This window comes from Caryophanon latum (assembly GCF_001700325.1).
Classification (GTDB): domain Bacteria; phylum Bacillota; class Bacilli; order Bacillales_A; family Planococcaceae; genus Caryophanon; species Caryophanon latum.
This window is the reverse complement of the sequence record NZ_MATO01000015.1, coordinates 104,345-126,024: the sequence shown is the minus strand read 5'-3', so window position 1 is coordinate 126,024 and position 21,680 is coordinate 104,345. Positions and strand designations below refer to the sequence as shown.

The window sequence follows — 21,680 nt, the reverse complement described above, 5'->3', positions numbered from 1 at the left end:
CCTCGACGTGAAAAGCAACCCCAAGTTATGGTGAAGAGCCTTTTTTGTTACATAACTGTATTTGTTGTTAGGTTTTGTCTAAAAACGATTTTATAACTGCTTGGAACTTGTTCGTCACGACAAATTGAGGCGGCTAATAAAAATAACGACATCACACAACGCATTAAATAATACACTTCGCCTTAAACTTAATCGCTAGCAGCTTGTACGAAATGTCCACGCACTTCTCTAGCGGAATCCATTCCTCAAATGAAAACTCGTACACCGTTTGAATCACTTTCGCTAGCTCTGATGGATCGTCGATGCTTTGCAATGCCGCTACGACATCTGCTGTTTCGGTGTCGTAGTTATCATTCCCGATGTTGAATGGATCCCATGCCGCAAGTGTTGCGACCGCTTGTTCATTCATGTCGATGTTTTCCATAATATCACCTTATTCGTTATACTATAGTTGTTATCATAACAATGAACTTTGGAAAAAGAAAGGATGTTTCAACATATGTCTCAATTCGATACACAATATGACCGCCGCCCGACCGCTTCATTAAAATGGGATGCACTCCATGATTTATTCAACGTCTCTCCTGAAGAGGACGTCATTCCGATGTGGGTAGCCGACATGGACTTCCCGCTTGCACCTGTCATTGTAGAAGCGTGGCAAGAGCGCATGCAACACCCGATTTTCGGCTACTCGCGCGTGCCGGATTCATTGTACGATGCAATGATTCATTGGCAACAACGATACGGCTGGACGATTGAAAAGGAGCATATTCAGTTCCATCAAGGCGTCGTCCCTGCCCTTGCATTAGTCATTGAAGAATTAACGAACGAAGGCGACAACATCGTCATTTCGACACCTGCTTATTATCCATTTAAAGACGTGCCAACAAAATTAAAGCGCCACGTCATTGAATGCCCGTTAACGAATGCGGACGGCTACTTCGCTTACGATTTTGATGCGTTAGAAAGCGAGCTTCAACACGCAGCGGCGTACATTTTCTGTCACCCGCACAACCCTGGTGGTACTGTATGGGATCAAGCGACGGTCGAAACAATTGTCGCCCTTTGCAAAAAGCATAATGTGTTGCTTATTAGCGATGAAATTCACGCGGACTTATTGTTCTCCCCATTTGAGCACGTGCCAGTCATGTCGCTAACGGAAAAAGAGGATCGCGTTGTCGCGTTAATCGCACCGACAAAAACGTTCAACTTAGCTGGCGTACAAATTGCGATGAGTGTAACGGCAAACGACGCACTTCGCAAAACGTTAAAAGATGCTGGTGCTCGCATGGCGCAGTTCGGTCCACACGTTTTTGCGATGACGGCAGCAGAAGCGGCGTACACAAAAGGTGAGCCTTGGTTAAACGAGCTCATGGCATATTTACAAACGAACATCGACTACGTGAAGGAGCAGCTTGAACAAATTGATGGTGTGCGGGTTTGGAAGCCACAAGCGTCGTATTTAATTTGGATGGACGTGCGCGATTGTGCGCTTGACGATGCAACGTTAATGAAGCGCTTTAAAGAAGCTGGCGTCATCATTTACCCGGGCACGAAGTTTGGCGAAACGGGTGCAGGCTTTTTCCGCATGAACATCGCCTCGCCGTTTGCGGTCATTGAAGAAGCTGTGAAGCGTATGAAAACGGCATTTAACGCATAAAAAAAGTGGTAGAGGGCATGTCGCCTTCTACCACTTTTTTCAATCTGTCGATGTAACTTGCTGCGCTTGACGCTGTTGTAAAATTTGTTCCTCTAACGCCTTCGTTCGCTGTTCCTGCTTTCGCGAAATGCGAACAAATACGGTAAACACAATAATACATAAGACGAAAAATACGAGAAACTCTAACACTGCTGGTACGTATTCTGTCTTGTCCTCTGGGAAATACAAAAACATCCATTGCATTAAAAATGTATTCACGCGCTCACAACCTTACATATTAGATTAGTCTTCGTTCATTTCTATTGCTCTTCGCTTTCGAGGCAGGCTTTCCGCGGGCGCGGAGGCGAACACGATGTTTGTCATGAAGGTGATGCCACATGGACGTGGCGTTTATCACCTTCCTCAAGCCTCCTCGACACTCATACTTCGCGTCTGCGGGGTCTTGAGGCACGAGCTTTTCCCGCTGGAGTCCGCCTCTTGCTCCGAGCAATTATTTATCGCGACCCCCATTTTCCAATGAGGCATGTTGATTATTGTAATACTGTAATTTTCTCGATTACGATGTCTTCTTTCGGCTTATCTTGGAAGCCTTTTTCTACTACTGCGATTGCATCGATTACATCCATGCCTTCGATTACTTGACCGAATACAGTATGCTTACCGTCTAACCATGGTGTACCACCGTTTTTCTTATATGCATCAACTGCTTCTTTTTCCCAGCCGCGAACTTCCATTTGCTTTAACATTGGCACTTGTACTTTTTTCGCTTGCACGATAAAGAACTGAGAACCGTTTGTGCCAGGACCAGCGTTTGCCATTGATAATGCGCCGCGTAAGTTCATTAATTCAGGTACGCACTCGTCTTCGAACGTTGTACCCCAAATTGATTCGCCGCCCATACCTGTACCAGTTGGGTCGCCACCTTGGATCATGAAATCTTCAATAACGCGGTGGAAAATGATGCCTTCATAATAACCAGACTCGGCATGACCTAAAAAGTTCTCAACTGTTTTTGGTGCGTGCTCTGGGAATAATTTAATTTTTAACGTACCCATTGATGTTTTCATTTCAACTAGCTTTTCGCCAGCTAATACTTCTGTCGTTAATTGTGGAAACATAGTTGTCTCTCCTTCGAAATGCTTAATATGTAGAGCGAATTGCCCTGTCTGCTTTAGTTTACCATACTCCTTTTACTTTTTCAGTCTATACGATGCAATTTTGTACAAATGTACCGCAGCATGCGACGATATACTATGCACGAAATCATACGAATTTGCAAATAGCCGCTATTTTCTAAATGGAAATATGCTATTGTTGTTACATAGAGACATTTATATGGAGGATTTTTATGCGCAACAGCTTTGGATTTTTAATGATTATACTTGCGATTCCAGGCTTATTAGTTATTGGAACGATGCTGTTTAAAGAAGTGCAGTTTGCCGGCGCTCAGCAAGCATCAATCGAAGATAAAATCGTCATGCCTGAAGTCGAAACACCGCTACCTGTCGTCATGACAGACCGCGATGGCACCGTCTTTAGTGAGGAATACGTCAATTTTTATGAACCGTATGCACTCGACGACATTCCTTTTTTCATGCAGCAACTATTTTTAATGAATGAGGACGAAGAATTTTACAATCACGTCGGCTTTGACGTCAGCGCTATTACGCGTGCCTTTTTAACGAACGCACAAAGCAGCGACGTACAGCAAGGCGGTAGTACGATTACACAGCAGCTCGTACGTATGCGCTACTTAACGACGGAAAAATCATACGAGCGTAAAATTACCGAACTGTTTTATGCATACGAGCTTGAAAAAATGCATGAAAAAGACGAAATTTTACAAATGTATTTAAACGAAATGTACTTTAGCAACTTAGTGTACGGTGTTGGCGGTGCGGCGAAATATTACTTCCAAAAAGATTTACCGCAGCTGACAAAAGCAGAAATGGCATTTATCGCAGCTATTCCAAACAACCCGACGATGTACAATCCGCTCAAAAACTTTGACGCGACGAAAAAGCGCCAAGAGTTATTGTTAGACGGCTTAGTGCGTACGGAAATTATTACAGCGGCTGAAGCAGAAGCAATTAAAGCGGAGACGATTGCATTAAACGTCAAAGAAAAAACGCAGCAACACCCGATGTATGCGACGTACGTGCTTGAGGAGTTTAAATGGCTCGTTGCCGAAACAGAAGGCTTCGATAAACAGCTAGATAGCGCACAAGGTGATGCGAAAAAAGAAGTGGAGCAAAAGCTTGATGCACGCGTTACAGAACTGCTGCAATCGGGCGTCATCATACATACAGCGCTCGACCAAGCTCGCCATGCACAAGACGTAGCAAAAATGGACGCGGTGCTTGCACGCCACGGTGACTTACAAGGTGCTGGTGTGCTCGTCGATAACGTCAAACGCGAAATCGTCAGCTTATACGGCGGCAAAAATTATAAAAAGTACGACTTTAACCGCGCATATCAAGCAGTACGTCAGCCAGGCTCGGCGTTTAAGCCGCTCGCGGTATACGCACCGTACATTCAAGAAACCGGTGCATATGCGAACCAAACGATTAGCGCGAAGCCAATTTGCGTCGGCACATTTTGCCCAGACAACTACGGCGGCGAAGTGTACGGCAACACGTCGATGAAAAATGCGTTTCGCTGGAGCTACAACACAGCAGCACTTCGTCTTTTCTACAACATCGGCGTCGATACAGCGTTTAACTACTTACATCAATTCAACTTCCAATCACTCGTGGAAGAAGATGAAAACTACGCCGCTTCACTCGGTGGCTTAACGTACGGTGTCACACCGCTTGAAATGGCAGATGCATACGCAAGCTTCTCGGACGGCTCCTACGTGCGCGCCCATGCGATTCGCTCGGTGAAAAATAAAGATGGCGACATGCTATATGAATGGCCGCAGCAAAAGCAGCAAATTTGGTCGCCACATACAGCAAGTCAAATCCGTTCGATGCTAGCAGACGTCGTCGTAAACGGTACAGGTGAAGGCGCATATGCAACAGACGGCTATATCGGTGTAAAAACCGGCACGACAAACAATTGGAACGACTACTGGCTTGCAGGCTTAAGCACGAACTATTCCGCTTCAATTTGGATCGGTTACGACAAACCAGCGAGCATGCAGCGAATCGAGAAGAGCAAAATTCATCACCAGTTATTTAACATCTTAATAAACTAAACGGGTACAATATAGTTGTACTCGTTTTTTCATGCACGCTAAAAGACGCGTACAACTTCATTACAAAGGGGATTGTATGAATGAAAAATTTTTTTCAACTCACAGCAGCTGTTGCAATGGCTTTCACGCTCGCAGGCTGTAGTGACACACAAACAGCACAACAAATTTTCGACAACACGATGGAACGACAAAAGGAATTGACGAGTGCATCCGCCACTATGGATGTATCACAAACGATGACAGTTTCGATGGATGGGGAAACAGGCGAAATTGTTACGTTAACAAAAGGAACAGTTGATGCGGTGTTCGACCCGATTGCTATGGCGATGGATGTGAACGTTTCAACAGATTTCATGGGTGAGCCGATGGAGTTACCAGTGAACATGTACATCAATGAAACGGATGGCATGTACCTAGAAGACACGACTTCAAATACATGGATGAAGCTGCCGAGCGAACAATTTGATACGATCATGAACAATACCGATGTTCAAATTGACCAAACAGCACAACTAGAGCAATTACAACAATTTGTAGAGGACTTTACGATGGAAGAAACCGATGCAAGCTACGTGCTGACACTGAACTTAGACGATGAGAAATTCAACTCGCTTGTAAAAGAGCAAGCTGCCGGTGCACTAGGTGATAGCGGCACAGAAGCTGACAACGCCGCACTCGAATCTATTCAAGTAAGCGATGGCTTGTACAAACTTACGATTGATAAAGAAACGTATGATTTAACGAACGTCATCATGGACTTCTTCATGACGATGGAAGTCGAAGGTGAAACGATGGAAATGGATACGAACTCAAACATTACCTATACAGAGTTCAACCATTTACAGTCGATTGATATTCCACAAAACATTATTGACAGCGCAGTGGATATGACGGACGTTCAATAACGATAAAAAGAGCGAGTGAAAAATCAATGTTGATTTTTCACTCGCTCTTTTATATGTATATACAAGGTGATTGAAATTTAGAATACGAACGAGGCTCGAAACAAGAGGCGGACTCCAGCGGGAAAAGCGTGAGCGAGAGACTACAGGCTCGAGCCACGCCCGCGGAAAGCCTGCCTCGATGTGGAGAGCCGACTAACAAAATGCTAAAATACATTCACCGTCTATGTAGATGCGTTTTATGTCGCCATCACGTGACTATGTATTAACTAATCGGCAAGCTCGACAATAACGTATTGTACAAGCGAACAATCACGTAGCCAATACCGACGAGCGACGCAGCCCAAATGAGCACCTCAAACATAATTAAGCCGACTAACCCCGACGTTGACATCGCATCGCTCATTTTGTAGACGACAAACATGAAGTATACGATCATCGTCGCAGCAAAAATGAGCGCTAGTAACATTAACGAGCTCATACCGAACGCTGACGCAATCGCCCCGAAAAACACGATCGTCGACGCAGACTTTGCGTTACTGTACGTTTCGACTTGTAGCTCCTTTGCGAAAAATAGCATGCCGAGCTCGTGAATCGTCTCGCCAACTAATTTTAATGCAGAAAAAAGCATAAAGAAACAAAGCATAAATACAATTAATAGCAAAATTCGAATCTCAATATCAGACATAAATTGCGACATTCCGCTGTAAACGCCGATTACTTTAAACAGCTTGATCGATTCTGTCACAGCGTAAACGCCAAACGTTAAACTAAATAAAACTACCGAAATAAGCGGTAAATAGCCGTACAAATATGGATTTTTCATTAAAATTTTTCCTCGTTTTTTTTCGTCTTCTTTCCTATTTATAATAATTAGTAAAATGCTTTTGTTGTCGCATCGCCCCTTTATACAATCTTATGCACCTCAAATGGAAATACGCTATAATTACAGAGCATCACAACAAATATTCATTCGAAAGGAGGATTTCTATGAATCTCATTGTAGCAATCTTTCTCCCAATACTCGCAGCGCTCTTTGTGCCGTTGTTATTCAAAAAGGTAAAGCAGCTGCATACAGGTTGGTTTGTGCTACTAATCCCTCTGTCACTGTTCTTCTTTTATGCAAGCTTCATACAACGCGTCGCAAATGGTGACATTTTTTCAAGTACATTTCATTGGGTACAATCGTTGCAGCTATCCTTTATATCGTACATAGATGGGCTGAGTTTGCTGTTTTCTTTATTAATTACAGGAATCGGCTCCCTCGTTGTTCTTTATTCTATCTTTTATTTAGATAAATCGAAAGAGCAATTGCATAACTTCTATGTATATTTATTACTTTTCATGAGTGCGATGCTCGGTGTCGTACAATCAGACAACGTCATTACGCTTTATTTATTTTGGGAACTGACATCGATTTCCTCATTCCTGCTCATCGCTTACTGGTTTAACCGCGATGCATCACGCTTTGGGGCATTGAAATCGATGATGATTACGGTGTTCGGTGGACTGCTTATGCTCGGAGGCTTCGTGCTACTTAGCATGATGGGCGATACGTATTCAATTCGTGAGCTCATCGCACAAGCACCACAGCTTGCACAGCACGACTACTTCACGTGGGCGCTCGTCCTCATCTTATTCGGGGCATTCACGAAATCGGCACAAGGACCGTTTTACATTTGGTTGCCAGATGCGATGGAAGCACCGACACCGGTCAGTGCGTACTTACACTCGGCTACGATGGTAAAAGCCGGCATTTATTTAGTTGCCCGCTTCACGCCAATTTTTGCGGTGAGCGAGCTTTGGATTTGGCTCGTAACTGGCACAGGACTATTTACGCTCGCTTGGTGTTCGTTCTTTGCGCTCAAGCAAACGGACTTAAAAGGCATTTTAGCGTTCTCTACCGTTAGTCAGCTCGGTCTTATTATGGCGCTGCTCGGGGCAGGGGCGATGAGCTATCACGTAGACGGCGCAGTAGAAACCGTATTTAAATACGCAGCGTTCGCGGCAATTTTCCATCTCATTAACCACGCGACGTTTAAAGGTAGCTTATTTATGATTGTCGGCATTATCGATCATGAAACCGGCACGCGCGACATACAAAAGCTCGGCGGTTTAATGAGCTTAATGCCAATTAGCTTTACAGTTGCGATGATCGGCAGCTTGTCGATGGCCGGTGTACCGCTCTTTAACGGCTTCTTAAGTAAAGAAATGTTTTTAACAGCAATGCTTTCGATTAAAGAGTTCGGCTTATTTAGCTTTGATACGTTCGGCGTGCTATTCCCTATTCTCGCATGGGTAGCGTCGGTGTTTACATTTGCGTACAGTCTGTATTTCGTGACGCATACGTTTTTTGGCAAGTACAAACCGGAGCAGCTGCCGAAAAAGGCGCACGAAGCACCAATCGCTATGCTCGTATCTCCTATTGTACTAGCGGTGCTTGTCGTAACGATTTTCTTCATTCCAAACGTTGTGGCGACGTACTTCATTAAGCCAGCAGTACTCGCAATTCAGCCGTTTTTATATAGCGATGTGTCACAAATTGACATACATATTTCGGCTTGGCACGGTTTTAATAAAGAACTTTGGATGACGCTCGGTATTTTCGCCGTCGGTACGCTATTAATTGTCACACTCAAGAAATGGCAACACGTGTACGACCGCGTTCCAGCAGGTTTTAACAAAATGTATGACGCGGTGATGCAGTTTAGTGACGTCGGTATGAATCGTCTGGCTCGCCTTTATATGACCGGCTCGAATCAAACGTATTTATTGTATATGCTTGCAAGCTTTGTCGTGCTCGTACTCGGCACACTATTTACACAAGGTGGCTTCGTATTTGATGCGTCAAACGTCGCTCCGATTCGCGTATATGACATCGTACTTGTCGCTGTGCTCGTATGCGGTACAATCATTGCACTTGTGACAAAATCGCGTTTAACGTCGATCATCGGGCTCGGTGTTGTCGGCTACAGTGTTGCGATGTTCTTCGTCTTATTTAACGCACCAGACTTAGCGTTAACGCAGCTCGTTATCGAAACGATTTCAGTTGCGCTATTTTTACTATGCTTTTATCATTTGCCGAAAAACAGTCGCACGGAAAAACGCATGCGCTTCAAATTATCGCGCTTTGCTGTTTCATTCGGTGTTGGTGCAACGGTGACAATTGTTGCGATTGCGGCACAGTCACAAAAAATGATGACGTCGATTTCGGAATACTATAAAGAAACAGTGTACTCGCTCGCAGGTGGCGGCAATATCGTCAACGTTATTTTAGTCGACTATCGCGGCTTCGATACGCTGTTTGAAATTGCGGTGCTTGCCATTGCAGGGCTTGGCATTTTCGCAATGATTAAGCTACGTCTCGGTGAAGGAAAGGAGAAGAAGCAAATTGAAAACAAATGATGTCCTACTGCAGTTTACGGCAAAGCTTGTCTTTTTCATGATTTTCTTGTTCTCCGTCCATATTTTTATGGCAGGACATTACACACCAGGAGGCGGCTTCGTCGGCGGACTGCTTGCAGCGAGTGCAATCGTATTACTCATACTCGCATTTGATTTAAAAACGGTACAAGCAGGATTTCGCATTAATTACCGCATTATGGTCGCGATCGGTCTTGTGCTTGCACTCGGCACAGCGGCGTATCCGATGCTTGACGGCAAACCGTTTTTCACGCATTACTTTGATTACTTCGACTTGCCGTTTTTCGGTGAAACGTCTCTTCATACGGCGATGCTATTTGATGCTGGTGTATATTTAGTCGTTGTCGGAGTAACGATGACAATTATTCAATCAATCGGGGAGGATGAATAAATGGAAATTGTTATGGCTTTTGTCATTGGCTTTTTGTTTATGGCCGCCACTTATTTAATGCTCTCTCGTAGTTTATTACGCATTATTATCGGTACAGGCTTGCTTAGTCACGGCGCGCATTTACTCATTTTAACGATGGGTGGGCTCAGTGGTGAAGCGCCACCTGTACTAGCAGATGGGGTTGAAGCAAGTCAATTTGCTGACCCGCTACCACAAGCATTAATTTTAACCGCGATTGTCATTTCATTCGGGGTGACAGCATTTATTTTAGTGCTTGCATACCGTGCATACCAATCGCTTGAAACAGATAATACTGCGATGATGAAAGGAAGTGACGACGATGCATAACAACTTGCTACTACTTCCGATCATCATTCCGTTTTTCGCAGCGATGGTGTTACTATTTGCCCCGAAAAACGTCACGTATCAGCGCATCGTTACAATGATTGCCTTGCTTGCAGCGACAGTGAGCGCGTTTTACATGCTCGGTATCGTCTATGCACAAGGGCCACAAACGGTAACATTCGGGAACTGGCCTGCCCCGTTCGGTATTACGATGGTGTCGGACATGATGTCAATTTTGCTCGTTTTGACGACGCTTGTGCTGACGCTGTTCATCGTATGGTATAGCTTCTCTACAATCGGTGTCGAGCGGGAAAAGTTTTATTACTACCCTGGTATTATGTTCATTTTGACAGGGATTAACGGTGCATTTACGACAGGTGATATTTTCAACTTGTTCGTATTTTTTGAAGTGTTTTTAATGTCTTCGTATTTACTTATTGTGCTTGGTGGCGAGAAAAAGCAGCTACAAGGCTCGATTTATTACTTAGTTATTAACATCATTTCATCAGCGTTATTCGTCATTGCCGTTGCGTTTTTATATTCAGTTGTCGGCACGTTAAGCATGGCTGATATCGCTGTAAAAGTTGCGGAGCTTCAGCAGCCTGCCATTTTAACGGTCATTGCAGTATTATTTTTAGTCGTATTCGGATTAAAAGCTGCTATTTTCCCGTTATTTTTCTGGCTACCGAAAGCGTATAAATCGGCGCCAACACCTGTACTTGCTTTATTCGGTGCATTGCTTACGAAAGTCGGTGTGTATGCGATACTGCGCACGTACACGCTCATTTTCGTACATGATCCAAGCTTTACGCATGAGCTACTCATGGTGTTGAGCATATTAACGATTATTTTCGGCTGCATCGGCGCACTTGCTTATTTCGATGTCACACTCATTATCATTTACAACATCGTCATTGCGGTCGGCGTCATTTTGTTCGGCGTATCGCAAATGAATACAGTTGGGCTTGAAGGTGCGATGTATTACTTAGTGCACGATATGCTCATTAAAGCAGCACTGTTCATGCTCGGTGGAATCATCGTTGCAATTAGCGGCACGGCAAACTTACGTCAAATGGGTGGCTTAATGAAACGTTATCCACTGCTTGGCTGGACATTTTTAATTGCCGCGTTTAGCTTAGCAGGTATTCCTCCATTAAGCGGCTTTATCGGCAAATTACTTATCGTCGAATCAGGATTTGCGGCTAATAACCCGTGGATGAGCATCATTATTTTATTATCATCGCTCGTCGTATTACTGTCGGTCATTCGCATATTCATTTATGCGTTTTGGGGTGAAGAAAAAGAAACGGCGACGACGATTACGAGCACGACGTATGCACAGCAGCTTACACCAGCGATTTTACTTGTATGCGTTACAATTGCTTACGGCGTTGGAGCAGAAGCTGTCGCACCGTACATGGCTGCAGCGAGTGAAGCACTCATGCAACCGCAAATTTATATTCAAGCTGTGTTAGGAGGTAAATAACATGGCATTACAAATATTATTAAACGTCATCGTTGCGTTCGTCTGGATGTTTTTAGTGCAAAACTTCTCTGGGCAAGGCTTCATCGTCGGCTACGTGCTCGGACTTGTTGCACTCATCGGCATGCGCCGCTTCTTTAAAGTGCGCCTATACGTTCACCGTGTATGGGCCGCTGTGAAGCTATGTGTGCTGTTTATAAAGGAGCTCATACTAGCAAACATCGCCGTCCTAAAAGTCGTGCTAAAACCAAAGCTCGATATGCAGCCTGCGTTTTTTGCATACCCGACGACACTTACAGAAGACTGGGAAATCGTCTTGTTGTCGAGCTTAATTACGCTCACACCAGGAACGGTCGTTATTCACGTATCGGATGATGCAAAAACGCTGTACATTCATGCGATTGATTGTAACGATGTCGATGAAGTCGTCGCATCCATTCGTGATTCATTTGAGAAAGCAATATTGGAGGTGAGCCGCGCATGACGTATTTTATTATTGGCGCAATTGCCATCGTCGCGCTTTCGATGCTGCCGATGATTTATCGTATGGTGAAAGGACCTGATGCGTCTGACCGCGTCGTAGCACTTGATTCAATTGGTGTTGCACTCATCTCACTCATCGGTTTGTTCTCGATTGTTGTCGAAACATCATATTTTTTAGAAATTATTTTATTGCTGGCGATCTTATCGTTTATCGGCACCGTTGCCTTCTCAAAATTCATTGAGAAAGGAGACATTATTGACCGTGACAATTCTAGCAAATAGCGTTGTAATTTTCTTCATTGCTGTTGGGGTGCTGTTCGTCGTCGTGACGGCCATTGGTTTAGTACGTCTCCCTGATTTGTATACGCGGGCGCATGCAGCATCTAAAAGCGCTACGCTCGGTGTGATGTGTATATTACTCGGAGTGTTCTTCCACTTTTGGCTCATTGAGGACACGTTCAACCCGCGTATTTTACTCGGCATTTTATTTTTATTCATTACCGGTCCAGTCGGCGGGCACATTATGGGGCGCTCGTCGTACATTGCCGGTGTGAAGCCATGGAAAAATACAGTGCAAGATGATTTAGCGCCAGAAATCGAGCGCATGAAAAAAGAGCAAGGGTTGAAATAAACAAAAAAAGGGATTGTACGCATGTCTTATTGACGTGCTGTACAATCCCTTTTTTAAGTGCTCCTTAATTCTCCGCTAGCTCCTCGACAAACGCCGCTAACGTGCGCACCATGACACCTGTGCCACCTGCTTGCCCGATTGGTGACGCTGACTTCGCCTCTGACGTACCGGCGATGTCTAAATGAATCCACGGCATGTCGCCAACAAACTCACCAACGAAGCCGCCGCCAAAAATCATATGCCCGTCGCGTCCTGGTGAATTGTTGTAATCCGCCACGTTCGATTTACGAATGCGCTTTTTGTCGTTTTCTGTTAACGGCAAGCGCCAAATGAACTCATCTGTGTCAATCGACGCTTCGAGTAACGTCTCAAACAATTCGTCATCGTTCGTGAGCGCCCCAGTTTTATCCATGCCAAGCGCAATAATGACACCACCTGTTAATGTTGCGACATCGACAATCGCATTAGCACCTTGCTGCTGCGCGTACACAACAGCATCGGCTAGCACGAGGCGACCTTCCGCATCGGTATTTAACACTTCAACTGTTTTGCCGTTATACATCGTAATGACGTCGTCTGGCTTAATCGCATCAGCTGACACCATGTTATCCGTTGAGCCGATGACTGCGACAACGTTTTTCGCCGGCTTTAGCTGCGCGATGACACGCATTGCACCAAGCACTGCTGCTGCACCGCCCATATCACCTTTCATGCCAACCATGCCGTCTTTAGGCTTTAACGAATAACCACCTGTGTCATACGTTACCCCTTTGCCGACAAGCCCTAGCACATCGCTCCAGTCGTCTGTCGCTTTATATTTTAACGTAATGACGCGCGGCTCCTCGCTAGAACCTTGGTTTACTGCTAAAATACCGCCCATGCCAAGCTCGGTAATTTCCGCTTTCGTCAGCACTTCTACTTCTAAGCCAAACTCATTTGCCATGTCGACTGCATAATCAGCTAGTGCTGTTGCTGTTAATAAGTTCGGTGGCATGTTTACTAAGCTGCGCGCCTCGTTTTGTGCCTCCGCATAAATGCATCCGACTGTGAAGCTCTCAAGCACCGCTTCGTCCTCTTCACCGATGAACGCGACTTTTTCAAGCGTGACGTCCTGTGCGTTCGATGTCGTTTTGTAGTTCGGCACGCGGTAGCCGCCAAGCACAAGCCCTTCTGCTGCTAAGTACGCCGCCTGCTGTGCATCGATTGTGTCGTTCGTGAACGTGTCAAGCGCAATCGTTACGCTTGATTCCTTTAACGCTTTCGCTGCTGCACCGAAGCCGTTACGAATCGTCTCTGTTGATACGTCACCGCTTCCTAAGCCGATGAACAAAATGCGCTTTACTGTTTCGTGTGCGACTGGAATTTTCGTTAACGTACCTGCCTCCGTTTGAATATCGCCTAATTTCACGAAATCGCTCACTGGCACGAATGCCTCTACTGCCTGCACGGTTGCACGCTGCACGTTTTTCGCCACGCCGACAATGATCGTCGCTGTTTGTACTTGTTCTGTAAATGTAAGTTGCATACATGACCCCTCCAATTTCAATACTTCCTTTTATTATAGCGCACTTTCAACGCTTGGCGAATATTCCGACATCCGAATTATCTATTTTTTCAAGTCGTTCACGTTATACTAATAGTAACAATGAGGTTGGGGGCGATGTTGTGGAATTATTAGCAAACGAACCGTTATTATTAGCACTTGCCTGTGTGTTCATTGCACAGCTGTTAAAAGTACCCATTCATTACGCATTAACGCGAAAGTTCGATCTATCTTTACTCAATTCAACAGGTGGTATGCCAAGCTCTCACTCCGCGGCTGTATGTGCACTCGCTACCGCAATTGGCTTTGAGCACGGGCTCGATTCTGGCTTGTTCGCCGTCGCAGCGATGTTTGCGGTCATCGTCATGTACGACGCATCGCATGTTCGCTACGAGGCAGGTCAGCACGCCGCAAGCATTAACGACTTGTACAATCAAGTGGCACAACTATTTGACGACTTGCGCACCGTCAATGATGCAACACGTGATGCGGTCATTCGGGAAGATTTAAAAACGCTGCTTGGGCATAAAAAAAGCGAGGTATACGCAGGCTGTTTAACCGGCGTCCTCGTCTCGACATTGTTTTACACTTTATTTTAAAAAGGGATGCGCGATTTTTCGCACACCCCTTTTTGCTTATTCAAATAACGCTTTAAACTGCGGGAACGTCATCGAGCGCTGTACGTCAATGCGTGGCACGCGGTATAAATCTTCGCCGACATGCACGTAATCTTTGCGCGTCGTAAATGCCATGCTAATGTTTGCTCGCTTTAACAGACGCGTCGTTTCTTCTTTATGCTGCCCGAACGGATACGCAAAATAATTGTGCGGCATAACGGCTAAGCTCGTCGCAATATCTGCTGCAACGGCTTCTGCTGTGCCACACACGAGCGCTCCACAACTGCCGGTCATGAAATAATGCATATTGTGCGTATGCCCTTCAAATGAAAACACATCGCGCATGCTGTTCATATTTTTCAAGCTTAAAAACTGTAGTGTGCTCGGGTCAAATAAGCGCTCCACTGGTGGAATGCGCGACGTAATAATAAAGTTCGTCGCCTTAAAATTAAACGCTTTTAACAGCTCATATGCATAGCGCTGCGTCGTTGATAAGCCGTCATCAAACGTTAGCGCAAATGACTTCGCTGAAATGTTTTTCTCGCCGTTAATGTACGCATACAAATCATCTAGCGTAATCGTTTCATAGCCCGCGTCCTTTAAGTACTCCATTTGAATAATGAACGTTAGCGGATCAACGGTTGAGTTGTTGCGGTAGTTTTCATTTTCGCGATCACGCAGTAAATGGTGATAGAGCAGCACCGGTATACCACGGTCTTCGCGCACGTCGCTCTTTTTCACGTACGCCGCTTGACCGAATAGTAGCACCTCATAATAGTCGTTCGTTTCGTTCGTCACAAAAAAGCGACGGTCTGCCGCAGCAACGTACAGTTTTTCGCGGAAATCTGTTCCTTTATAAAAGGTCGTTTCGCCATTTGTCGCGATCGTCACCATCGTATTTTTCGGCGTGCGTACTTGCAAGTCAGCTGGCTGCACCGCTTCATCCTTTAGCACATAGCCTGTCGCTGTTTCGACTTGCACATAAAATTGCTTCGTCGTATCATACAACGTTTCATAATACACATTCGGCATAATGCGCCCAATTTGCTCATTCGTCGTTGCGTCATATATTGCTCGTTCCTCTGTTGTAACGATGCCTTCTGCTGCGGCGTGCGCACTAAAAGCACTCATACTCAGAAAAAAAGCGAGTCCCCATTTCTTAATCATCTGCTAAACTTCCTTTCTCCATATACTATTGTACTCAAAATTATAGGAGAAATCTTTACATCCTTTAAAATAACAAATTTATATGATAAACAATAAAAAAACGGCACAAATGATTGCGCCGCCTAAAACATTCGGTACCCTGCTGCTCGTAGCATACGCATCGTTATACCTGATACGACCGCCCCTAAAAAACCACCCGTTAAAATGACCGCATCGCCAAGCTGTAGCGCACTAAACCGTTCAATAAGCGCCGGCCATGCAGACGTCGGATTCATTATGTATTCATACCAGCTCACTTCATCGACAATGAGTGCAACGATGATCGGGTACACGAGCGCCATCATCCATGTTACGCGCAGCAACATATTTAATAAAAATCCAATACCAAAAAACATGACAAAAAATAGTACGACTGAAACGATTACTTGCTCAATTGCAATTTCACCCATTCCACATACCCCCTCGCTAGCTTAAGTGTACATGAACGAGCAATTTCTCGCAATTTCTACATCATTTTTACATTTATAAAAATACTTTGTAATCGGTGTAGCCAAAAATCGAATCGGGCTCGACGTCCTTTTGCACTTGAAGTGGCTGCTGTAAGTTCCCCTCGGTCGCAAAAATACGCAGCATAAACGACGATGCTGGATCTGTCGCAAGCTCGGTCGGATGAATCCAACGCGCATCGCTTAACTCACGCTCATCAATCGTAATCGTCGCATCACTTGCATGCGCATAAAAAATAACCATGTTGTCGCTCACTTCATCACGAATAACGCCACTTCGCACACCGTACACCCCTTGAATGACGCAATCGATGCCTGTCTCCTCTAGCACCTCACGCTTTGCCGCCGCATCAAGCGTCTCACCGACATCGACAAAGCCTGCTGGAATTGACCAGACATCCTTTAAGCCGCCATACGTTTTTTTCACGACGAGCCATTCCCCTTGATCATTCGTCACAATAACCCCTGCTCCTAGCCACACTTTTCCACGTTCCTTTTTCATCTAACATCCCCCTTATGTAAAAATAGCTGCCCGAATGCTCGGACAGCTATGTACTTCGTTAAAACAGCTTAAACTTCCCTTTTTTCGCAACAAGTGTTGGGCCGCCAATTAACAACAACGCGCGGTTATCGACAACTTTTTTCAGCGCAGCTGCTGGCTTACCAACAACCTTTTTGCCAAATGGTGCGCCGATTGCTGAGCTATGACCGAGCGAGCAAACCGCCCCTTTATCGCTATAGACGAATCCTTCTGTCGGCTCATTGTTTAGTAAATGCTGAATATTTTTTGCAATCGTGACCGCCTGCTGCATCGCAATTTGTGCAGTCGGTGGGTACGGACGCTCCGTTTCAGGATTTAAAAAGACGCTGCAATCGCCGACGATAAACACATCGTCAAAGCCTGGCGCGCGTAAATCTTGCTCGACCATAATGCGCGCGCGGTTATTTTCGATGCCGCTTGATTCAATTAACGAGTTGCCGCGCACACCTGCTGCCCAAATAACAGTTCCCGCTTCGATGAAATCAAACGTATCTTCACCTGTTTTAATTTTCACGCCTGCTGCTGTCGCTTCGACAACCGGTGTACCGATTGAGAACTCGACACCTTTTGACGATAAGTAATTTTTCGCAAATGTGACAAGCTCCTCATCAAAGCCTGGTAATACAGTCGGTGCTGCCTCAACACAAATGATGCGCACCTTTTCAGTTGGAATATTGAACTCCGCACAAATTTCCGGCACGCGGTTTGCAAGCTCACCTAACAGTTCAATGCCCGTGAATCCTGCCCCACCAACGACGATCGTTAGCTTCGTATCGTCCTTCACAGCATCTTTCGTCCATGACACGAACTGCTGCTCAATATGCTCACGTACGCGACGTGCTTGGTTTAAATCTGCAAGCGACAACGCGTGCTCCTTCAAGCCAGTAATGCCAAACGTTTCCCCTTCAAATCCTAAGCCGATTACTAAATAATCATACGTTAGCTCGCCTGCATCCGTTTCGATTTTACGCGCTGCTACGTCGATGTTCGTCACCGTCTCCTTTTTGAAAATTACGCCGCTACCGATGACGTCTTCAATCGCATAGCTCGCTCGCTGTGGTGAAATGGTACCCGCCGCTACTTCGTGTAGCCACGTTGTTTCGTAGTGATAATCGTTTTTATTGACCAAAATAATATTTGCGTTTTGTGTTCCGACTGTTTTCTTTAAATTAACAGCTGTTGTTAATCCACCGTAACCTGCACCTAAGACGACAATATTTGGTTTACTCACACGCACAACCACCTTTTCTTCGTTTCACACTACCGCTTTTCAACTTGCACTGATCGCCGCAGTTGTTTTCAAACATTTTCCTATATTTTTATTCTATTTGTTTCGAAGGCGATTTTCAACCGATATCGGTCGGGAGTGAAGTTATTTGCATAGCACTTCACTCATGAAAAAGTTTTCCCCTTGTTTCTGAACAGTAAAAAACGACGAAAGCCCTTTGCCTCGTCGTTTAATAGTCTAACCTTTGCTCTTTCATATTCCAATTGTGTACAATCACCTCTAAAAATTTTTGTAAATTAACAATCGGACTTTCAAAATGCGGCTTCTTCGTTACTACATGTAAATGATGAATTGATTTCTTCGGTGGATTACTTAGCAAAATGTCCTTATCATATCTAAAATAATATATTTCTTTATTCTCGTTATAATCCCAAACAGAATAATGATAACTGTATTCAAAACAATATAATTCTTTCGTTCGGACATCATATAACAAAACTTCTTGCATTTGAATGAAGCTTAAATCTTGCTCAATGACTAAACCATTTGGCTTTTCTCTTTTTAGAGTAGGAATCGGATTACAAATTAAATATACCGCAAATAATTTATTCTCTATTTTAATTGGGTTCTCTTGTCTATATAATTCGAATAAAAGCCCATTTTGAGAACTTTCGATCGATAACGTATGCGATATTTCACTGATATATTTTGTCAACTGGTTACGATAATGAATAATTTTGTCGTATCGTCCCAGCGAATGCAAATCCGTTATCTTTATTGATTTTTCATCTATTTGACGCTGTGTTATATATTGCTGTGACACTATTTCCACTCACCATCTGACATTTTATGTTTCGTAAAATGATACCATCGCTGCATATCGACATTACCTTCATATTCTTCGGCTTCAAACCAAACTTTAAATTGTTCGGTCGACATGCCATATACGTTTTCACAATATTGAACAAAACTTTCAACGTCGAAGTCTTCTACATTCGGAATATCTTCGCTCGCATATAGCTCTGCAAAAAGCTCTTCATCCGTTTTGTCTACTATTAAAGTTGTATCGAGAGACCTTTCACTCATTTTCTCTGTCATTACATACATATTCGTAGAGAAAAAATACTGTGTTGTAAAAAAATGTTCTAACGGAATTATGTCTAAATCAGTTAACATTTCATTTAACTCATCATTTACTTGTTCTACCGTTTCATAATATACACTTTCATTCCGATAAAATTCATTTAGCTCAAACATACGTTACACCTCCGTATTAATAACGTAATATGTTTTCTTCATCATTTCTTCCATCTTCATTTCAATGATTGCGGTGTCATAATTAATTAAGTTGTCATATGAAATATTACTTAATTCTCGTTTAATAATGCACTTACGCTTCCCGCTTTCAATGAAGTTTGTTAATGATACATGATACACATCATTAGCATCATTTATTTTAAATCCTAAAAATTCTACTTCCACACTCTTTGGCAATGATTGAAATAAATGATTAAATGTTTTTTCTTTATGAGGGATTTCAACTAAAGCCAATGCCTCGACGTTCCTAATATTATCTAATGATCCTAACGCATGTAAAACCTCTTGAATGCGCTGTTTTTTCTCCTTATACTGTGCTGCAAATCTAAATTCAATTTGGTTTTTATTCATAATCACTACATAATTTTTATTTAGCTCTTTCACTAAAACGAATAACATGCCTTTACTTATTACTTCCACTTGTTCATTTTGCAATTTTTCTATATAGTCAATTAATCTTTTTTCTCGTTTGAACGTATCATGCTCAAATTTGATTACTAGTTCATTAAATTTCACTGTTATCACTCACATTCTTTAATGTCATGCCAAATTCTATTTATAAATAATTATACTTATTCTTTCTAATAAACATAGTAAAAAGTAAAAACCTCCCTCGCCTGCATGTTCCATAACATACAAACGAAGGAGGTACTCATTTATTCACAAGGTTGTGGTTCTGCTGGTCGTGCTGCTGCCTTGAAGCTTGTGCCACAGCCGCAGTTCGCAATCGCATTCGGATTGTCGATCGTGAAGCCACCGCCCATTAGCGATTGCTTGTAGTCGATTTTCGTGCCTTTTAAGATCGGTGCGTCCTCCGCGGATACGACGATTTGTAAGCCGTGCTGTTCGTCTTCGAGGTCATCGTCATTTTTATCCATCGTAAATGACATGCCGTACGTTAAGCCGCTACAGCCACCGCCATTCACGCCTACGCGTAAAAATGCGCCTACTTCTTCATTGTGCTCCATCATTTCTTTAATGCGAAATGCTGCTGCTTCGGTAATGATTACTACTTGATTTTCTACTGCCATTTCCGGTCACCTTCCTTTATACACTCATTATCTATATTTCAGAAACATTTTTCAATCAATTCGCTTGAAATGCGAGCAGATGTCTACAACTACTGATATAATGTAACTACTTTAAGCTTTTTTTAATATACATAAATTCACATAAAAAGGAGGTTCTTTCGATGGAAATTTCGCCATATTATGAAAAAAAGATCGATTGCCCACATTGCAAAACATCATTTAAATCGTTAAAAATCCGTAAAAATGCGGTGCGCATCGAGCATACCGATACGGATTTTTACCCGACGTACAAAGAAAACTCACCAAAAGGTTACTACTATAATGTGTTCGTTTGCGAGCATTGTGGCTATTCATTTACAGAAGACTTTTCACCTTACTTTGCGCCTGGGGTACAGCAAAAGCTGAACGACCAAGTGTGCGCTTACTGGACGCCTCATCATTTCAACGGTGAACGTACTGCCCAACAAGCAATTCAAGCATATAAGCTCGCCTTTTTATGTGGAACGATCAAACAGGAGCGTCATATTATTTTAGCCGGCTTATTGCTTCGTATCGCTTGGCTGTATCGTGAAATTCAAAACAAGCCTCAAGAAATGCGCTTCCTTCGTCTTGCTTACACGCAGTATGAGCAATCGTATTCAACTGGCGACTACGAAAAAATGAACATGTCAGAAATGCGCGTGCTATACATGATTGGTGAGCTCGGCGTACGCCTTGATGAAATCGATCAAGCGACGCGTTTCTTCTCACGCATTATCGAACGCCAATCACTCGGTGGCGATGCGAAAATTGTTGAGATGGCAAAAGAGCGCTGGGAGCAAGTGCGTGCCATTCGTGAGCAACGCCGCGCACAGCTACAATCTTAAAAAAAGCGGTCACATTCAACGTCGAATGTGGCCGCTTCGTTTATTAAAACACTTGCTCTACTTCAATAATACCTGGTACTTCTTCTAATAATGCGCGTTCAATACCAGCTTTTAATGTAATTGTAGAAGATGGGCAGCTACCGCATGCACCAAGTAGACGTAACTTTACGATACCGTCCTCAATATCTACTAATTCACAGTCGCCACCATCGCGTAATAAGAATGGGCGTAATTTATCTAAAACTTCTTGTACTTGTTCTTTTTGTGCTGCTTCTGTCATTTGTCACTCGACTCCTTTCTTTATAATGATTATAATTATATGCAACGTAAAAGTCCATTGGAGAATA

25 protein-coding genes and 1 pseudogene are annotated in these 21,680 nt (G+C 43.7%); 12 read left to right on the top strand and 14 right to left on the bottom strand.

Going from position 1 to position 21,680, the window contains the following annotated elements; genetic code table 11:
• Window positions 1–163 precede the first annotated feature (163 nt).
• Window positions 164–424 (bottom strand): DUF1871 family protein, encoded by a 261-nt coding sequence (locus A6K76_RS04415; RefSeq protein WP_066462500.1) that lies wholly within the window; start codon window positions 422–424, stop codon window positions 164–166.
• A gap of 75 nt (window positions 425–499) precedes the next feature.
• Between A6K76_RS04415 and A6K76_RS04410 the strand changes: the two genes are divergently transcribed.
• Complete coding sequence (locus A6K76_RS04410) at window positions 500–1,660, top strand: MalY/PatB family protein (RefSeq protein ID WP_066462498.1); 1,161 nt, start codon at window positions 500–502, stop codon at window positions 1,658–1,660.
• 39 nt (window positions 1,661–1,699) lie between these two features.
• Here A6K76_RS04410 and A6K76_RS04405 read toward each other — a convergent pair whose 3' ends face one another.
• Both A6K76_RS04405 and A6K76_RS04400 read right to left on the bottom strand, forming a co-directional pair.
• Window positions 1,700–1,918: a hypothetical protein gene (locus tag A6K76_RS04405; RefSeq protein ID WP_245671952.1), complete on the bottom strand. Its 219-nt coding sequence runs from the start codon at window positions 1,916–1,918 to the stop codon at window positions 1,700–1,702.
• A 272-nt stretch (window positions 1,919–2,190) separates the two neighbouring features.
• Window positions 2,191–2,778, bottom strand: a complete 588-nt coding sequence (locus A6K76_RS04400; protein WP_066462496.1) for a peptidylprolyl isomerase — start codon at window positions 2,776–2,778, stop codon at window positions 2,191–2,193.
• Window positions 2,779–3,008: 230 nt separating this feature from the next.
• Here A6K76_RS04400 and A6K76_RS04395 point away from each other — a divergent pair, with 230 nt between their 5' ends.
• Window positions 3,009–4,859, top strand: coding sequence for a transglycosylase domain-containing protein (locus A6K76_RS04395; protein WP_066462494.1), 1,851 nt, complete (start codon window positions 3,009–3,011; stop codon window positions 4,857–4,859).
• A gap of 80 nt (window positions 4,860–4,939) precedes the next feature.
• The gene (locus tag A6K76_RS04390; protein WP_066462492.1) at window positions 4,940–5,764 is read left to right on the top strand and encodes a DUF6612 family protein; all 825 of its coding nucleotides are present in this window, start codon (window positions 4,940–4,942) and stop codon (window positions 5,762–5,764) included.
• Between the two features lie 262 nt (window positions 5,765–6,026).
• On the opposite strand, the gene A6K76_RS04385 is transcribed toward A6K76_RS04390, so the two are convergent.
• Entirely contained in the window at window positions 6,027–6,587 is a 561-nt protein-coding gene (locus tag A6K76_RS04385; RefSeq protein WP_066462490.1) for a DUF5366 family protein, read from the bottom strand.
• 164 nt (window positions 6,588–6,751) lie between these two features.
• On the opposite strand from A6K76_RS04385, the gene A6K76_RS04380 reads away from it, so the two are divergent.
• Genes A6K76_RS04380 through mnhG form a run of 7 tightly spaced genes read left to right on the top strand, consistent with a single transcriptional unit; the run spans window position 6,752 to window position 12,517 of the window.
• The gene (locus tag A6K76_RS04380; RefSeq protein WP_066462488.1) at window positions 6,752–9,166 is read left to right on the top strand and encodes a Na+/H+ antiporter subunit A; all 2,415 of its coding nucleotides are present in this window, start codon (window positions 6,752–6,754) and stop codon (window positions 9,164–9,166) included.
• A complete protein-coding gene (locus A6K76_RS04375) occupies window positions 9,153–9,575 on the top strand; it encodes a Na(+)/H(+) antiporter subunit B (RefSeq protein WP_066462486.1) in 423 nt (140 codons plus the stop codon). The genes A6K76_RS04380 and A6K76_RS04375 overlap by 14 nt, the downstream gene beginning before the upstream one ends.
• On the top strand, window positions 9,576–9,923 hold the full coding sequence (locus tag A6K76_RS04370) for a Na(+)/H(+) antiporter subunit C (protein WP_066462485.1): 348 nt from the start codon (window positions 9,576–9,578) through the stop codon (window positions 9,921–9,923). It abuts the gene before it with no gap.
• Complete coding sequence (locus A6K76_RS04365; RefSeq protein WP_066462483.1) at window positions 9,916–11,406, top strand: Na+/H+ antiporter subunit D; 1,491 nt, start codon at window positions 9,916–9,918, stop codon at window positions 11,404–11,406. The genes A6K76_RS04370 and A6K76_RS04365 overlap by 8 nt, the downstream gene beginning before the upstream one ends.
• 1 nt (window position 11,407) lies before the next feature.
• Window positions 11,408–11,887, top strand: a complete 480-nt coding sequence (locus A6K76_RS04360) for a Na+/H+ antiporter subunit E (protein ID WP_066462481.1) — start codon at window positions 11,408–11,410, stop codon at window positions 11,885–11,887.
• The gene (locus A6K76_RS04355; protein WP_066462479.1) at window positions 11,884–12,168 is read left to right on the top strand and encodes a Na(+)/H(+) antiporter subunit F1; all 285 of its coding nucleotides are present in this window, start codon (window positions 11,884–11,886) and stop codon (window positions 12,166–12,168) included. Before A6K76_RS04360 ends, A6K76_RS04355 begins: the two co-directional genes overlap by 4 nt.
• Complete coding sequence (mnhG, locus tag A6K76_RS04350) at window positions 12,149–12,517, top strand: monovalent cation/H(+) antiporter subunit G (protein ID WP_066462478.1); 369 nt, start codon at window positions 12,149–12,151, stop codon at window positions 12,515–12,517. Before A6K76_RS04355 ends, mnhG begins: the two co-directional genes overlap by 20 nt.
• Before the next feature lie 64 nt (window positions 12,518–12,581).
• Here the strand turns inward: mnhG and A6K76_RS04345 are convergent, their stop codons facing one another.
• Entirely contained in the window at window positions 12,582–14,042 is a 1,461-nt protein-coding gene (locus A6K76_RS04345; RefSeq protein WP_066462476.1) for a leucyl aminopeptidase, read from the bottom strand.
• Window positions 14,043–14,182: 140 nt separating this feature from the next.
• Here A6K76_RS04345 and A6K76_RS04340 point away from each other — a divergent pair, with 140 nt between their 5' ends.
• Entirely contained in the window at window positions 14,183–14,659 is a 477-nt protein-coding gene (locus A6K76_RS04340) for a divergent PAP2 family protein (RefSeq protein ID WP_066462474.1), read from the top strand.
• Between the two features lie 36 nt (window positions 14,660–14,695).
• On the opposite strand, the gene A6K76_RS04335 is transcribed toward A6K76_RS04340, so the two are convergent.
• The 8 genes from A6K76_RS04335 to A6K76_RS04300 form a co-directional block, all read right to left on the bottom strand.
• A complete protein-coding gene (locus A6K76_RS04335) occupies window positions 14,696–15,844 on the bottom strand; it encodes a polysaccharide deacetylase family protein (RefSeq protein ID WP_066462473.1) in 1,149 nt (382 codons plus the stop codon).
• Between the two features lie 122 nt (window positions 15,845–15,966).
• A complete protein-coding gene (locus A6K76_RS04330) occupies window positions 15,967–16,293 on the bottom strand; it encodes a YuiB family protein (RefSeq protein ID WP_066462471.1) in 327 nt (108 codons plus the stop codon).
• A 73-nt stretch (window positions 16,294–16,366) separates the two neighbouring features.
• Window positions 16,367–16,852 carry an NUDIX domain-containing protein gene (locus tag A6K76_RS04325; RefSeq protein WP_066462470.1) on the bottom strand — a complete coding sequence of 162 codons (486 nt, stop codon included), beginning with the start codon at window positions 16,850–16,852 and terminating at the stop codon, window positions 16,367–16,369.
• 58 nt (window positions 16,853–16,910) lie between these two features.
• Complete coding sequence (locus A6K76_RS04320) at window positions 16,911–18,122, bottom strand: NAD(P)/FAD-dependent oxidoreductase (protein ID WP_066462467.1); 1,212 nt, start codon at window positions 18,120–18,122, stop codon at window positions 16,911–16,913.
• A 226-nt stretch (window positions 18,123–18,348) separates the two neighbouring features.
• Window positions 18,349–18,942, bottom strand: a complete 594-nt coding sequence (locus A6K76_RS04315) for a toxin-antitoxin system TumE family protein (protein ID WP_066462465.1) — start codon at window positions 18,940–18,942, stop codon at window positions 18,349–18,351.
• Window positions 18,942–19,376, bottom strand: coding sequence for a hypothetical protein (locus A6K76_RS04310; protein ID WP_066462464.1), 435 nt, complete (start codon window positions 19,374–19,376; stop codon window positions 18,942–18,944). Before A6K76_RS04310 ends, A6K76_RS04315 begins: the two co-directional genes overlap by 1 nt.
• A 3-nt stretch (window positions 19,377–19,379) precedes the next feature.
• Entirely contained in the window at window positions 19,380–19,952 is a 573-nt protein-coding gene (locus A6K76_RS04305; protein ID WP_066462462.1) for a hypothetical protein, read from the bottom strand.
• A 140-nt stretch (window positions 19,953–20,092) separates the two neighbouring features.
• Window positions 20,093–20,467: a HesB/IscA family protein gene (locus A6K76_RS04300; protein ID WP_066462461.1), complete on the bottom strand. Its 375-nt coding sequence runs from the start codon at window positions 20,465–20,467 to the stop codon at window positions 20,093–20,095.
• 161 nt (window positions 20,468–20,628) lie between these two features.
• Here A6K76_RS04300 and A6K76_RS04295 point away from each other — a divergent pair, with 161 nt between their 5' ends.
• Window positions 20,629–21,333: a DUF2225 domain-containing protein gene (locus A6K76_RS04295; RefSeq protein WP_066462460.1), complete on the top strand. Its 705-nt coding sequence runs from the start codon at window positions 20,629–20,631 to the stop codon at window positions 21,331–21,333.
• Window positions 21,334–21,376: 43 nt separating this feature from the next.
• Here A6K76_RS04295 and A6K76_RS04290 read toward each other — a convergent pair.
• A pseudogene (locus A6K76_RS04290) lies at window positions 21,377–21,671 on the bottom strand (NifU family protein).
• Window positions 21,672–21,680: the final 9 nt, after the last annotated feature.